The sequence below is a fragment of the Facklamia lactis genome, assembly GCF_015863205.1.
GTDB classification, from domain to species: Bacteria; Bacillota; Bacilli; order Lactobacillales; family Aerococcaceae; genus Facklamia; species Facklamia lactis.
On sequence record NZ_JACBXQ010000004.1, the window covers coordinates 198,661 to 213,008 of the forward strand.

Here is a 14,348-nt window from a genome sequence, read left to right on the forward strand (position 1 = left end):
TCTTTATGGAAGAAAAAGTTCAATTTAAAGGACAGGTTACCTACCAAAAAATTATTAAGGCCAGCCAACCAACCCTGGTCTTATTTAAACTGAAATTACTTGACCACCCTCTTAACCCACCTCTTTTAATAGGCCAAGAAATCACTGCAATAATCGCTAGGAAAGCTTTAACTTTCATGTTAGATGTTTCAAAAGATGACCAAATTGTTATATTTGGTCATTATAATCAGCGAAAACAATTAATTATTGAAAAATATTTGATTGAAAGTAAATCCAAAATCAAAGAACTGAACCATATCCACAAATATCCCAAACGTAAAAACACTTAATTTAAACAGGGAGGTTATTATGACAAAAGAACCTTTTTCAAATGAAATTTCAACTCCAAATAAAGCCCAAATCGAAAAAAAATTAGCAATTCTACCTGATCTTCCTGGCTGTTATTTAATGAAAAATGCACAAAATGAAATTATATATGTTGGAAAAGCCAAAAACTTAAAAAACCGTGTGCGCTCATACTTTAGAGGAGCTCATGATACAAAGACCACTAAACTAGTCTCTGAAATCCACTATTTTGAAACCATTGTCACTAACAGTAATAAAGAAGCGTTGATTCTGGAAATTAATTTAATTCAAAAATATAAACCGATCTATAATATCAAACTAAAAGACGGAACCATGTATCCCTATCTCAAAATCACTCGAGAAAAAGACCCCCAACTTATTATCACAAATAAAGTACTCAAAGATGGTGGCCTTTACTTTGGTCCATTTCCTAATGTAAATGCCGCTACTTCTACTCAACAATTACTTCATAAAGTATACCCTTTAAGACGATGTGGTAAAAATGAAAAGAGAGCTTGTTTCTATTACCATATTGGACAATGTATCGGCTGCTGTGATCACCCCATTCAGCCTGAAATCTATCAAGCACAAATCACCAATATAAAGCGATTCTTCAATGGCGATGTTTCTGCTATTAAAACTGAACTTAAACAAAAAATGTTAAGTGCCGCTGAAAAGTTAGAATTTGAGCAAGCTGCTGACTACCGTGATCAAATTGACTATATTGAGACAACTGTTGAAAAACAACACATCATGAGCCAAGATTACGATAACTTAGATGTCTTTAATTACTACTATGATCGAGGCTGGCTTTCCATCCAAGTTTTTATGCTTCGTCAAGGTTCTATTCTAAAACGAAAAGCTGCCATGTATCCAACCTATAGCGAGAAAGCTCCCGAAGAGGAAGTTACCACTTATATCGCTCGATTCTATACCGAACAAAATCATATTATGCCTAAAGCCATTCTTACTCCTTCTGATGTTGACAAAAAAGTACTAGAAGAAATCTTTAATGTTCCTGTTCAGACACCTCTTAGGGGTAAAAAGAGAAGTCTACTTGAACTATGTGAAAAGAATGCTAAATTATCGCTAGATGAAAAGTTCCGATTAATAGAATTAAGTACTCGCAAAACCATTAAAGCTGTTGAAGAGTTAGCTGATCTACTAAACATTCCACAAGCAAATTACATTGAATCTTTTGACCACTCTAATATTCACGGAACTCATTCTGTTTCTGGAATGGTGGTTTATCAAGAGGGTAAACCAGATCGAAAAAACTATCGGAAATATAAAATCAAAACGGTTGAGGGAAGCAATGAGTTCGCTCATACTCAAGAAATCATTCGACGGCGCTACACCAGATTACTGAAAGAAAATAAGGCGCTCCCAGATTTAATTCTTATGGATGGTGGTATTATTCAAACAAGAGCTGCTCGTGATGTCTTGGAGAATGAATTAGGTCTGGCAATCCCTGTTGCAGGTATGGTCAAAAATGATAAACATAAAACAGCAGCCTTAATCGATGGCTACAAAGAAGAAATGGTTGAAATGAATCCTCATTCACAAGCCTTCCATTTTATCCAAAGAGTCCAAGAGGAAGTTCATCGGTATGCGATTTCCTATCATCGTCAAGTTCGATCCAAAAATCAATTCGGTTCTCAGCTAGATTCTATCGAAGGCGTAGGACCAGCCACACGCACTAAATTACTCAAGCATTTTAAATCGCTCCACAAAATCAAAGAGGCAAGCCTAGAAGATTTACGTGCCTTGGGTATTACTCGCCCGGTTGCCAAAAGAATTTTAAATAAATTACAATGAAAAGAAAAATAAACTTCTCTCAATGAGAGAAGTTTATTTATTTAAATGAATATCGGTAGGATCAATGTCATGAGAAACAAAGAGCAAATTGGCAACATTTTCTATAGCTGCTGCTTTGTCACGCGCTATCACTAAATCGACTAATTCACAATGAATCAGCGCTGCTTTAACGAGCCCATTTTCAAGATTATTAATCATATAATTCACGTGCAAAACACTCACCTGAGTGATTAATCCTTTAATCGTTGCATATACTAAGCGATAAAGAGGATTTCCCGACATCTCAATTAAACAATAATGAAATTGATAATCTATTTGATTAAACCGCTCAACATCATTCGCTTTAGCAGCTTCCATCATTTGATCAGCCAAACGACTAAATTGCAACAATTCCTCATCACTTGCTCGATCAATTACATGAGCAACACAGATCTGCTCAATCTCAATTCTAAACTCTTTCACATAAGGATACAATTCCGTATATTGGGAGAGTATCTGACTTGGAAAAGCCATAATATTCGCAAACTTACGTTCTTTGACATATGATCCTTTTCCTACTTTTGTTTCAATCAATCCTAAAGTCTCTAACTTGGTTAATGCCGTTCTAATGGTTAATCGACTCACCCCAAAAGATTCCGCTAATTCATTCTCACTAGGAAATTTCTCTCCTGCTTTTATTTCTCCAGATAATATCTGATCAATTAAGTGTCCCATCACTTCATGAGCAACATTGATCTTTTCAATTTTATGTACCATAATAAGTCTCCTCATTATCTTCTTAACATGTTTCATCATAACATAAGCTTAAACAAAAACAGAATGATTTAAATTTTAACAAAATCATTTCAAGCATTGACAAGCGCTTTCATTATTGTTAGAGTAAACGCATAACCTGTATGACAACTTACAAGTGGTGAAAAAGGCTTAATTTCTCACCTTATATTGTAAAGGGTTACAGTGCGGGCTAATTATAGTTGTGCCCCCTTATAATGGGGAGAAAGGCGGTGAAACTCACACAACTCCATGCAAGATTTAGTAAATAACGCTTTAGCCAGATAGTTTTCATTTCCATCTGTGCTGCATAGAAAGTTATTTATATTTATGTGACGCTTTTACTTAAATCCCAAATATACTGGAGGTTAATATGTCTTTATCTAATAAAAAGGGGTTCACTTTAGGGTTAGTACCCCGTATCATTATCGCAATCGTTGTTGGGGTTATCATTGGACAAATCAGCTTTGTGCCAGAAGCATTTATTCGTGTATTAGTTACATTTTCTGGACTTTTTTCAAGTTTTTTGAATTTTATTATTCCATTGATGATTGTTGGTTTAGTTGTTAAAGGAATTTCTGATTTAACTGAAGGTGCTGGTAAGCTATTAGGCGTAACCGTCGGAATCTCTTATACCTCTACCTTAATTGGAGGTTCAATCGCTTATGTAGTTGCTAATCTTCTATTTCCAATGTTCATTACTTCTGAAACGATTGAAAAAGTCACGGATGCTGGAGAAGGCCTCGAAGCTTTCTTTGAAATTCCCCTTACTCCGATGTTCGATGTCACAGCCGCTATTATCTTTGCCTTTATGATGGGGCTTGGTATTTCTTGGCTCAAAGGTAAATATCCAGAAGAAGGATTATCAATATATAATGTTTTCTCAGGCTTCGAAAAGATTATCATGAAGGTCCTTGAGCTTGTAATTGTTCCAATTCTACCGTTCTATATTCTAGGAAACTTTGCTAATCTATCTTATTCCGGAGCAGTCTTTTCAATTTTATCCGTCTTCTGGCGTGTATTCATTATTGTAATAGCTCTCCATCTGATATACGTTTCTTTAATGTTCATCGTCTTTGGAGGTTTGGCTGGTAAAAATCCATTTGCTTGTATCAAAAACCAAATTGCCGGTTATATGACAGCACTAGGTACTCAATCTTCTGCTGCCACTATTCCCGTCAATGTTGAATGTTCACGTCAAAATGGTGTGTCTGAAACTATCGGAAATTTCGTGGTTCCTTTATGTGCTACGATTCACTTAGCAGGTTCAATGATTACAATTACCAGTTGCTCAATAGCTGTCTTAATGATGTATAGCATTCCTTATAACTTTGTCACCATCATTAGCTTTATCATGGTTTTAGGTGTTGCAATGGTCGCTGCTCCTGGGGCTCCAGGTGGAGCCATCATGTCAGCCTTACCATTCCTACCGATGGTTGGCATTGCCACGGATGCGATGCAACAGCTTATGATCAGTTTATATATTACCCAAGATTCATTCGGTACAGCAGCCAATGTTTCTGGAGATAATGCAATAGCGATTCTTGTTGACCATTTCCATAAAAAATGGAATAAATGATGTAAGCGCATAAAAAAAGAGTTATAATAAATCTAACATGTCTCACTGGTTTAACAAAAGAAAGGAAATTTTTATGACATCAAAAAATTTAGTAAAAGTCCTTGAAGAAAGTCTTCAAGATTTGAGGGATAAAGGTCTATATAATCAAATTGATACTCTTGATGAAGCAAACGGTCCTGAAATTTCAATTGAAGGAAAAAAAGTAATCAACCTATCTTCAAATAACTACTTAGGCTTTGCTACTGATCCAGATTTAATTGCAGCTGCAAATAAGGCAACAGAAGAATACGGTGTAGGAGCAGGAGCAGTTCGTACCATTAACGGAACACTTAAAATTCACAATGAATTAGAAGCAACCTTAGCTAAATTCAAAAAAACTGAAGCCACAATTGCTTTCCAATCAGGATTCAACTCTAATATGGGTGCTATCCCAGCTGTTATGACTAAAAAAGATGCTATTCTGTCTGATGAATTAAACCATGCTTCAATTATTGATGGTTGTCGTCTGTCAGGTGCTAAGATCATACGTGTTAAGCATCAAGATATGGAAGATTTACGTGCTAAAGCCAAAGAAGCAGTTGAATCTGGTCTCTATGAGAAAATCATGTATATTACTGATGGTGTCTTCTCTATGGATGGAGATGTTGCCAAATTAGACCAAAGTATTGATATTTGTGAGGAATTTGACATTATCACTTATGTGGATGATGCGCATGGTTCAGGTGTAATGGGTAAAGGAGCAGGGACTGTAAAACACTTCGGCTTATCAGATCGAGTAGATATCCAAATGGGAACTTTATCTAAAGGTCTTGGAGTTGTAGGTGGCTATGTAGCTGGTAAACAAGTTCTCATTGACTGGTTAAAAGTTCGTGGTCGTCCATTCTTATTCTCGACTTCATTAACACCTGGTGCCGCAGCCGCTGCAAAAGCTGGTGTTGAAAAGTTAATGACTTCCGATGAGCCGGTAACCAAACTATGGGATAATGCAGATTACCTAAAACAAGGTTTAGTAAATCTTGGTTTTAACATCGGTCATTCTGAAAGTCCAATTACTCCTTGTATTGTTGGTGATGAGAATTTAACACAACAATTCTCAACACGCTTACGCGAAGAAGGCGTTTATGCTAAATCAATTGTCTTCCCAACAGTTCCTCGTGGAACAGGACGAGTTCGTAATATGCCTTCTGCTGCTCATACTAAAGATCAATTAGATCGTGCACTTGCTATCTATGAAAAAGTTGGAAAAGAACTAGGCATTATTTAATCGCTTGATAGAACAAGAAAGAAGGTTAATTATGACAAAAATTTTAGTTACAGGATCCCTTGGGCAAGTTGGCTCTGACTTAGTCATTAAACTACGTGAGGATTATGGGATTGACAACGTAATCGCTACTGACCTAAATGAAAATCCGGATTCAAAAGTTTGTAATGAAGGTATTTTTGAAAAATTGGATGTGCTAGATGTTGATGCCTACCGAGCTTTAGTTGAAAAATACAATGTCGATACAATCTTTAATTTAGCCGGTGTCCTATCAGCTGTTGGAGAAGCAAAACCAATGGTATGCTGGAATGTCAATGTTGGGGGTGTTATTAATACTTTAGAAATTGCTAAAGATCATAATTGTAAAGTATTAAACATCTCTTCTATTGCAGCATTTGGCCCTTCAACTCCATTAGATAACACACCACAAGTTACCATTCAGCGTCCAACTACCATGTACGGAGTGGCTAAAGTAGCCAGTGAACTACTTTGCGATTACTATCATCATAAATATGGAGTTGATACTCGCGCTGTTCGTTTCCCTGGCATCATCTCTTACGCAGCCCTACCTGGTGGGGGAACAACAGACTATGCTGTTGAAATATACTATGAAGCTTTAAAATCTGGTAAATATACTTCATTTATTGACAAAGGAACCCATATGGATATGATGTATATGCCTGACGCTATCGGTTGCCTCATTCAATTAATGGAAGCAGACGGAGATAAGCTAGTTAACCGTAACGCTTACAATGTTAGTGCCATGAGTTTTGACCCTGAGGAAATTGCTGCTTCTATAAAAAAATATATCCCAACTTTTGAAATGGATTACGATGTAGATCCTCTTCGTCAAGGGATCGCTGAATCTTGGCCAAATTCCTTAGATATCAGTTGTGCTAAAGAAGAATGGGGCTTCCATACAGATTATGACTTAGATGCGATGTCTCTCGATATGTTGAAAAATTTATCTGAAAAATTAAATATTCCTTTTGAAGGTTAATATCGATCTTCGTTACTCAATAATTACTTTTATAAAAATACCGACCTGACGTAAGTCAGGTCGGTATTTTCTATTGCTTAATAATTTCTGCACCAAAAGGTAATAAGGCTAGTTGAGCTAATTTTAGTTGCTGTTTGGCAAAAGGAATTCCCACAATCGTTAAAGCTAAAATTAAAGCACTTAGAATATGCACCATCGCTAATTCGATTCCTCCAAAAACCAACCATACAATATTCAGAATTAATGATGCACTTGAATCGTGGTAGATTATTTTTTTCCCAAAAGGGAAGAATGACATCTTAGCAAGTTTAAAACACTGTCGCCCAATCGGAAACCCTACAATCGTTAATGACCACAGAACTCCTATCAATAACCAGCCTAATCCATTCCACACTCCACCAAATAAAAACCAAATAAGATTTCCTAAACAGGACACTGTCATCCTCCCTTTCCCTCTAACATATGAATATATTACGATTCAAAAGAGGAGTTAACCTCGGTCATAAGCCCCATTTAAGTCCGATTTATGCCTTATATATTCAAAGACAGCAGCCGCTCCCATCCCACCGCCAATGCACATTGTAACCATTCCATATTTACTTTGTGATTGCTTCCTCATTTCAGCTAACAAGCGAGCCGTTAAAATAGAGCCCGTTGCACCATTAGGATGTCCTAAGGCAATCGCTCCACCATTCGGATTAATAATATTCTGATTCAAACCTAAATGTTTAATCACTGCCAGCGCTTGAGCAGCAAAAGCCTCATTCAATTCTATTAGATCAATGTCTTCTATGTTTAAGCCTACCAAGTCTAAAACTTTAGGTATCGCATATGCTGGACCTATCCCCATCATATCAGGTTCAACTCCCACCACTTTATACCCCATAAACTTTGCAATAGGTTGAATCCCCAATTCTTTTGCCTTACTTGAAGACATTAGGACGACAAAACTTGCCCCATCGGAAATTTGTGATGATGTAGCTGCTGTTACTGTTCCTCCCTGTTTAAAAACATTGGGCAACTTTTTTAATTGATCCCGATTGGTATCAGAGCGGATTCCTTGGTCTTCTTTAAATGTCATTTCAGTCACATACGGCCGACCTTCATGAAATTTTACATTTTTTACTTGAACGGGAATAATTTCATCCTCAAATCGCCCATTAACTTGAGCATGATAAGCTTTTCGATGGCTTTCAACAGCAAATTGATCTTGATCGGCTTGACTAATGCAGTACTTTTCTGCTAAATTTTCAGCAGTCAATCCCATCGAAGTGGAAAGGTGTCTTCCATTTTCCTCTAAAAATAAATTATTGGTCATCTCTGGATTATTAAATGTTGTTGTACTTAAAAATTCTACTCCACCTGCTACCAGAATATCGGCTTGCTTTGCCATGATGGCATTCGAAGCGATCGCAATTGCTTGAAGACCTGAAGCACAAAAGCGATTAACGGTTTGACCAGGGATTTGCTCACTCAGTCCTGCACGTAAAGCGATACGCCTGCCTATATTCATTCCTTGCATGTTTTCTGGTATCGAGCATCCCACCACAATATCCTCAATCATTTGGCTTTCAAAGGATGATCCGACCCTGGCAATAACCCCTTTTAGTACTTGTGCCGCAATATCTTCTGGACGCTCATAATAGTAAGCTCCCCCTTGACGTCCTTTACCTATAGGGGATCTCCCGTAAGCTACAATATACGCTTCTTCCATAATATCCCCCCTAATTATGTAAAGGCCGTCTATTTTTCATCCAAAATGTCATTCTTTCTTGAGTTTTTGGATGATTCCATAGAGCCATAAATTGTTCTTTTTCTATTTCTAATAAATATTTTTGATTTACAATCGTTCCAAGTGGAACATTTCCTCCAGCCAAAACATCTGCGATTGAACGCGCAATGACACAATCGTGCTCAGTAGCAAAGCCTCCTGATAACCAATTTCTTAATTGTCCCTCTATAATGGCCTTAAAGTCACTCCCTAGAACCGCATATTCCATGCTGCCTTCTCCTATATAGCCATACTTAGCTAAGAATTCTACCTCCGCAATAGCCGAGCGTAATACATCTTGCTTTCTTCGCACGATTCGATCAGTCTGCCTTAGTAGTCCCAAGTTAAGAGCATCATAAGCATTTTTAGAAACTTTCCCATAAGCAACTGTTAGAAAATCAGAGAACAGTTCTCGCTTTGTTTCATAACGTGACATGTGACTACGGTAAACTCGATCTGCTAGTTCTGTTAAGCCTCCACCACCTGGAATCAAGCCTACTCCCACTTCTGTTAATCCAATAAAAGTATCCGCTGCAGCGACTACTTTAGGAGAGAACAGAGCTATTTCTGCCCCCCCTCCTAAAACATGGCCATGGATTGCAGTTACTATCGGCTTAGAACTATGTTTTAATTTAGTAACCATTTTCTGTCCCATGTTTAAACTCTTTTGTAATTGCAAATGATTCATATTCTGCATGGTATGAATATCAAAACCCACAGAAAAATTTTTTTGTAGATTTGCTACGACCATTCCTTTTACCGCATTAGTCTGCAAATAATCGATAGCTAGTATGATATCTTCCATTAAGCCAGGTGTAATAACAGATTTGGGTGTACAAATTATAAGAAGTAATACCTGCTCAGAAGTCTTAACAAACTGACTTTGTTGATCATGATCCCAAATAACGCTATCTATCAAATCATCTCGCAGTTTGACAGACTGCGGTTCACATTGTTTGGAATAAAAAGCCTGTCCTCTTTCTTGAATCCATTTAGGCAAGGGCCCCACTTCATCTTCTATTCTTTTTTTTACGCGTTCATAGCCCATCAAATCCCAGATTTCAAAAGGTCCCCACTGCCAGTTATATCCCCATACCATAGCCTTATCTATATCTTGATAAGAATCGCAAGCATATCCTACATTGATCGCTGCATAGTACATCACATTCCTAATCGATTCCCACATAAACGTTCCAATTTTATCTTCTGAGTTAAAGATCACTTCAAAATTATCCTGAGCTTTCTTAGACTTTAAGTGATTAAAGATATCCAATTCTGGAAAAACAAATGATTCATAATTTTCCGTCTCACCATTAAAAAAGTAGCGCTGATTTTGTTTTTTCTTATAATAACCTCCATTTGTTTTATCACCTAAATATTGATGAGCTAATAACAAATCAGGAAGAGACCTTTTCTGAAAGAACAAGCGCTCTCTTTCATCCTTACTGTAATAATTAAACGCAGCAGCTGATACATCAATTCCTGTTAAATCGCTTAAGCGGTAAGGCCCCATTTTACTGCGACCAATATAAGCACCGGAAATTGCATCAATCATTGGAATTGGCCACTTCTTAGCTTCTCCTCGGGCCATAATTTCATGATTAGCGTAAAAACCAATTCGATTAGCCAAAAAGCCTGTGACATCTTTTGCTTTGATAACTTCTTTATTTAAAATCTCTTTCACAAAAACTTCTACCTCAGCCAAGACGCTCTTATCGGTTTCCTTATTAGCAATCAACTCCACCATACGACTCGAATGCACTGGAGTAAAAAAATGTAAGCCAATAAAAAACTTTCTCTGTTGACTTGATAAAACTTCTGACAACGTATTAATGGACAGACTGGATGTATTACTCGCTAAGATTGTTTTCGCCGAAACAATTCTAGTCAAAGATTTAAATAACTTTTTCTTAATTTCTAAATCCTCTACTATTGTTTCAATAAGCATATCACTGTTTTTGAGGGCTTGTTCAGCTTGGCTAAAATGCAAATAATTGATCTGTGAAATAGAACTCGGACGAAATAATAATTGATTTTTAGGATTTCGTATATAATCAAGTGGTTCTAAAGGGAGCTCTTCAGGACTCTGAGCGGTCATATTTATCAAGTTTACGGATAACCCCATATTAATCAAATACGCAGCAATTTGTCTCCCCATGCTCCCCGATCCAAGGACACTGACTCTATGAATATTCATTATTGTCTCTCTTTCTCTATTAATTGGCGATATTCACCGGCTAATTGGAATTTCATCACTTTTCCAGCAACTGTTTCAGGTAAGGAACTTCTAAAGAAAATTCGCTTAGGAGTTTCATATCCTGCGAGCTCCTGACGGCAAAATTGAATGAGTACCTCTTCACTTATTACTTCTCCTTCTTTTAACACAACAATCGCTACTACCATTTCATCCCATTTTTCATCTTTTATTCCAATGACTGCTGCTCTTTTAACAGAAGGGTGAGAACTAAGAATCGATTCTACTCTTAATGTTGAGACACTCTCTCCCCCAGTCTTAATCATATTTTTTATCCGATCTACCATAACTACCAAGCCATTCTCATCATACATTCCACGATCTCCCGAATGGAACCATCCATTTCGTATTGCTTGCTCAGTTGCTTTTTGATCTTTATAATAACCTGAAAAATTAATTGGAGAACGGTAGACAATTTCGCCCTGTTCATAAGGTTCATTGATAATTTGATCATGCTCATCTACAATCACCGCTGCCAAACTTGGATCTGGGATTCCTACATAATTTTCAAAAGGTGCAAACTTTCGATAAATTGCAGGATACCGATCATGTGGAAAACGATAACCTGCTATTGCTTCAGTTTGCGCAAACGATTCAAAAATATTTACGTGATGGCCACATATTTCTTTTAAAGCATCGTGATATTTAGGCTCCAATGCTGCATATCCATACAAAATTGAAGTTAATGAAGAAAAGTTTAAAGAATAGCAATTGCTATGATAATGATCAACAAGATCGTATACCATTGCTGCAGAACCTGCCCAGAGTGCTGTTGGCTTTTCCTGACTAATAGCTTGACAAAGATCGTTAATATTGTAGTTGCGCCCCATAATAAACGTTCCACCTGTTAAAAAAGCAGATCCTGGCAAAGTTTGATCCGCTACATGATAAATCGCAGGCAAAAAAGAGATCACTTTATATTGCCACTCTCCAAATAGAGAGGTCCCTAATTTCATTCCATAGTTATAGGCTGCAAAATATGTATAATGATGCGAAATCATCACACCTTTCGGCATAGAAGTAGTGCCAGATGTAAACAATATTTCCCAAATATCGTCCCCATGAATTTCTATCTCAGGTGACTCTTTTGAAATATCCTTAATAAAGTTCTTAAAAGAGCATTCATTGAACTTAATATTTCCTTTAACCGGAATCACCACATCAATATTAATTTGTTTTCTCTCTACGACTTTTTGAACTCGGTTAAGATGTTCATCATCGACAATAATCATTTCGGGCTCTGTTAAATCAAGGATATATTCTAATACATCATCAGCGAGCATAGTATTCACTGGCACATTCACCATGCCTGCTTTAGCAACTCCTACTTTTGCTAGATAAGCTTCAACAGAATTATCACAAAAGAAAAAAATCCGATCTCCTCTATTTAATCCTGCTTTAAGTAAAGCATTGGCAAATTGGTTAGCGAGATTATCTGCTTCATGATAACTTACACGCTCATATTCCGGGTAAGCAAAAGCTCCTTTCCAGGCCACAATGGCTTCTTGATTTGGATTTCCTAAGGAAACTCTCTCTAACATATCTCCCACACTAACTCGATCCCAACGATGATTACGTTTACGATTATACAACGAATGAACATCTAACGACATTTGAACAACTCCTTTATAAATATTTTCACAAACATTTTACCATATAATCAGTCCTTTTACATCGTTTTTCACAATATATAAACATCTGGTTTTTTTGAGAATATAGCCTTCCTTTTTCATATTTTGCTTAACTAAAAATAATTTTCAGCTTTTCAGCCATAAACGATTTAACTTGAATCATTCTCTATTTAATTTATAAATTCATTCAAAAAAAAGACAGTAGCTTTACACTACTGACCTTTAACTATTTATAAAAAGATAGACTTTCAAAATAAAATGGAATTAACACTTTAATCGTCTCCTCTATCCATTCAGAGAACAACTTTTCATTGGAAAGTATCTTACTTCCTCTATCCTCTTTACGGCCTAACATGAATTCTGCCTTTTTTACTTTGATTAATCGTTCAAAAATTTCTTGATAATCAACAGCAGATTGTTCAATATAATAAAGTTGAGTATGATCAGGTATTACGACAAAATCATCCGCTAATTCTTGAAAGCTCCCAGCTTTTTTCTGCCATTTTGCAGCAATTTCTTTTTCATAAAGTGGATTATCGATTAAAGCAAGTCCTACAAATACATACTGAACATTAATAAGAATTTGAAAGTGTGGAAATTTTTTATATCCTCTGGTATTTCCGCCAATTGCTACCCAAGTACTTTCAGGCGCATAGACACTTCTTCGGCGATGTTGGGCTAAATGAACGGGTATGGGGGGCTCTAACTTCGAATCTGTCACAAGTTGATTTGAAATTTCCCCACCATAATGTTGCCAGATTGGGTGAATGATTTCTCGAATTCCTTTCATACAAATTTGAAGATCTTCTATTTCAAATATTTTAAATACTTCTTCATCTATTATTATTTTATTTTTCAAATTAATCCCTCAAATCTATTCACAATGGTCTATTCTACTACTGAAGATTCAGGATAAAGGTTTGGATTAGCTTCTGGCATAAAAGTAAAGCCTTCGCCATCAACCTGCTGAATTGCATTTACAGCCATAAAAGCCTTTGGATCTAAACGACGAATAATTCGCTGAACTGCCATCAACTGCCGATTGGAAACCACAATATAAAGTATCTTACGATCATTACCCGAATAAAATCCATAGCCATTAAATACGGTAACACCTCGTTTAACATTCTCCACAATCTCTTTTCCAATCTCTTCATAATGTTCAGAGATAACAAAAATAGCATTTTTAGGATTGTATCCTGTAATCCAAAAATTCAAAATTCTGCTTGTCAACAAAATTCCTATAATAGAAATAACGCCTTTTTCTAAACCAATCACAAAAATAAGCGAGGTCACGATGATTGCATCGGTTATTAACAAAGCATTCGAAACACTGATTCCAAGAAATTTATTTATAATTAAAGCTATAATATCGGTTCCACCAGTCGATCCACCACCTCTAATGACAATTCCTAACCCTGAACCCATCAATACGCCAGTTACTAAAGGAGCTGTTATTTGATTGTCAGGTGTAAAAGCGGGTACATGAATATGTGCTAAATAAAAAGACAAAGCCACAACTGAAATTAAGGTGTAAATAATCGTCATTTTATCTAATAACTTCCAGCCCAATATTAATAAAATAAGATTCGCCACAAAAGCTGTCATCGGAATATTAAAATTCAGTGTATAATGAAGAAAGAGGGTAAAACCGGTCACTCCACCTTCTCCTAATTCATTGGGTAAAGAAACCATATTTATTGAAATTGCAACTAACATAGTTCCTACTAAAGTCATTACAATTGATTTTGCAATTTTTTTCATCTAAGCACTTCCCTCTCTATCTCAATATTACTATTATATCAGAATAAAGAAGTTGAACGGATTAAGATGTTAACGTTTTTATCTAACTCAAGTTCTCTATTTATCATATTTTTTTCATTTTATTCTAAAAATAGTCGTCATATTCTCAACTCTC

At 36.3% G+C, this 14,348-nt stretch carries 12 protein-coding genes; 5 read left to right on the forward strand and 7 right to left on the reverse strand.

Annotated elements, in window-relative coordinates; all coding sequences use genetic code 11:
• The first annotated feature begins 5 nt into the window (after positions 1-5).
• Together HZY91_RS07780 and uvrC are read left to right on the forward strand one after the other, a co-directional pair.
• The gene (locus HZY91_RS07780; RefSeq protein ID WP_197115715.1) at positions 6-329 is read left to right on the forward strand and encodes a hypothetical protein; all 324 of its coding nucleotides are present in this window, start codon (positions 6-8) and stop codon (positions 327-329) included.
• 19 nt (positions 330-348) lie between these two features.
• Positions 349-2,163 (forward strand): excinuclease ABC subunit UvrC, encoded by a 1,815-nt coding sequence (gene uvrC, locus HZY91_RS07785; RefSeq protein ID WP_197115716.1) that lies wholly within the window; start codon positions 349-351, stop codon positions 2,161-2,163.
• 33 nt (positions 2,164-2,196) lie between these two features.
• Here the strand turns inward: uvrC and HZY91_RS07790 are convergent, their stop codons facing one another.
• Entirely contained in the window at positions 2,197-2,919 is a 723-nt protein-coding gene (locus HZY91_RS07790; RefSeq protein ID WP_197115717.1) for a FadR/GntR family transcriptional regulator, read from the reverse strand.
• 388 nt (positions 2,920-3,307) lie between these two features.
• Here HZY91_RS07790 and HZY91_RS07795 point away from each other — a divergent pair, with 388 nt between their 5' ends.
• The 3 genes from HZY91_RS07795 to HZY91_RS07805 all read left to right on the forward strand — a co-directional run bounded on the left by HZY91_RS07795 (position 3,308) and on the right by HZY91_RS07805 (position 6,774).
• Complete coding sequence (locus HZY91_RS07795) at positions 3,308-4,513, forward strand: dicarboxylate/amino acid:cation symporter (protein ID WP_197115718.1); 1,206 nt, start codon at positions 3,308-3,310, stop codon at positions 4,511-4,513.
• 73 nt (positions 4,514-4,586) lie between these two features.
• On the forward strand, positions 4,587-5,777 hold the full coding sequence (locus HZY91_RS07800) for a glycine C-acetyltransferase (RefSeq protein WP_197115719.1): 1,191 nt from the start codon (positions 4,587-4,589) through the stop codon (positions 5,775-5,777).
• A gap of 31 nt (positions 5,778-5,808) precedes the next feature.
• Positions 5,809-6,774: an L-threonine 3-dehydrogenase gene (locus HZY91_RS07805; protein ID WP_197115720.1), complete on the forward strand. Its 966-nt coding sequence runs from the start codon at positions 5,809-5,811 to the stop codon at positions 6,772-6,774.
• Between the two features lie 70 nt (positions 6,775-6,844).
• Here the strand turns inward: HZY91_RS07805 and HZY91_RS07810 are convergent, their stop codons facing one another.
• The 6 genes from HZY91_RS07810 to HZY91_RS07835 all read right to left on the reverse strand — a co-directional run bounded on the left by HZY91_RS07810 (position 6,845) and on the right by HZY91_RS07835 (position 14,194).
• Complete coding sequence (locus HZY91_RS07810; protein WP_197115721.1) at positions 6,845-7,210, reverse strand: YccF domain-containing protein; 366 nt, start codon at positions 7,208-7,210, stop codon at positions 6,845-6,847.
• 54 nt (positions 7,211-7,264) lie between these two features.
• On the reverse strand, positions 7,265-8,488 hold the full coding sequence (locus HZY91_RS07815; protein ID WP_197115722.1) for a thiolase family protein: 1,224 nt from the start codon (positions 8,486-8,488) through the stop codon (positions 7,265-7,267).
• A 10-nt stretch (positions 8,489-8,498) separates the two neighbouring features.
• Positions 8,499-10,742 (reverse strand): 3-hydroxyacyl-CoA dehydrogenase/enoyl-CoA hydratase family protein, encoded by a 2,244-nt coding sequence (locus tag HZY91_RS07820; protein ID WP_197115723.1) that lies wholly within the window; start codon positions 10,740-10,742, stop codon positions 8,499-8,501.
• Positions 10,742-12,412 carry a class I adenylate-forming enzyme family protein gene (locus tag HZY91_RS07825; RefSeq protein ID WP_197115724.1) on the reverse strand — a complete coding sequence of 557 codons (1,671 nt, stop codon included), beginning with the start codon at positions 12,410-12,412 and terminating at the stop codon, positions 10,742-10,744. The genes HZY91_RS07820 and HZY91_RS07825 overlap by 1 nt, the downstream gene beginning before the upstream one ends.
• A 244-nt stretch (positions 12,413-12,656) precedes the next feature.
• A complete protein-coding gene (locus tag HZY91_RS07830; protein ID WP_197115725.1) occupies positions 12,657-13,289 on the reverse strand; it encodes a DUF1054 family protein in 633 nt (210 codons plus the stop codon).
• A gap of 29 nt (positions 13,290-13,318) precedes the next feature.
• The gene (locus tag HZY91_RS07835; protein WP_197115726.1) at positions 13,319-14,194 is read right to left on the reverse strand and encodes a YitT family protein; all 876 of its coding nucleotides are present in this window, start codon (positions 14,192-14,194) and stop codon (positions 13,319-13,321) included.
• Between the last annotated feature and the right edge of the window lie 154 nt (positions 14,195-14,348).

Bases quoted from the DNA above. Each gene is read 5' to 3' on its own strand.
- HZY91_RS07780 (WP_197115715.1), top strand. From the start codon at position 6: ATGGAAGAAAAAGTTCAATTTAAAGGACAGGTTACCTACCAAAAAATT.
- HZY91_RS07805 (WP_197115720.1), top strand. From the start codon at position 5,809: ATGACAAAAATTTTAGTTACAGGATCCCTTGGGCAAGTTGGCTCTGAC.
- HZY91_RS07795 (WP_197115718.1), top strand. From the start codon at position 3,308: ATGTCTTTATCTAATAAAAAGGGGTTCACTTTAGGGTTAGTACCCCGT.
- uvrC (WP_197115716.1), top strand. From the start codon at position 349: ATGACAAAAGAACCTTTTTCAAATGAAATTTCAACTCCAAATAAAGCC.
- HZY91_RS07815 (WP_197115722.1), bottom strand. From the start codon at position 8,488: ATGGAAGAAGCGTATATTGTAGCTTACGGGAGATCCCCTATAGGTAAA.
- HZY91_RS07835 (WP_197115726.1), bottom strand. From the start codon at position 14,194: ATGAAAAAAATTGCAAAATCAATTGTAATGACTTTAGTAGGAACTATG.
- HZY91_RS07800 (WP_197115719.1), top strand. From the start codon at position 4,587: ATGACATCAAAAAATTTAGTAAAAGTCCTTGAAGAAAGTCTTCAAGAT.
- HZY91_RS07820 (WP_197115723.1), bottom strand. From the start codon at position 10,742: ATGAATATTCATAGAGTCAGTGTCCTTGGATCGGGGAGCATGGGGAGA.
- HZY91_RS07825 (WP_197115724.1), bottom strand. From the start codon at position 12,412: ATGTCGTTAGATGTTCATTCGTTGTATAATCGTAAACGTAATCATCGT.
- HZY91_RS07790 (WP_197115717.1), bottom strand. From the start codon at position 2,919: ATGGTACATAAAATTGAAAAGATCAATGTTGCTCATGAAGTGATGGGA.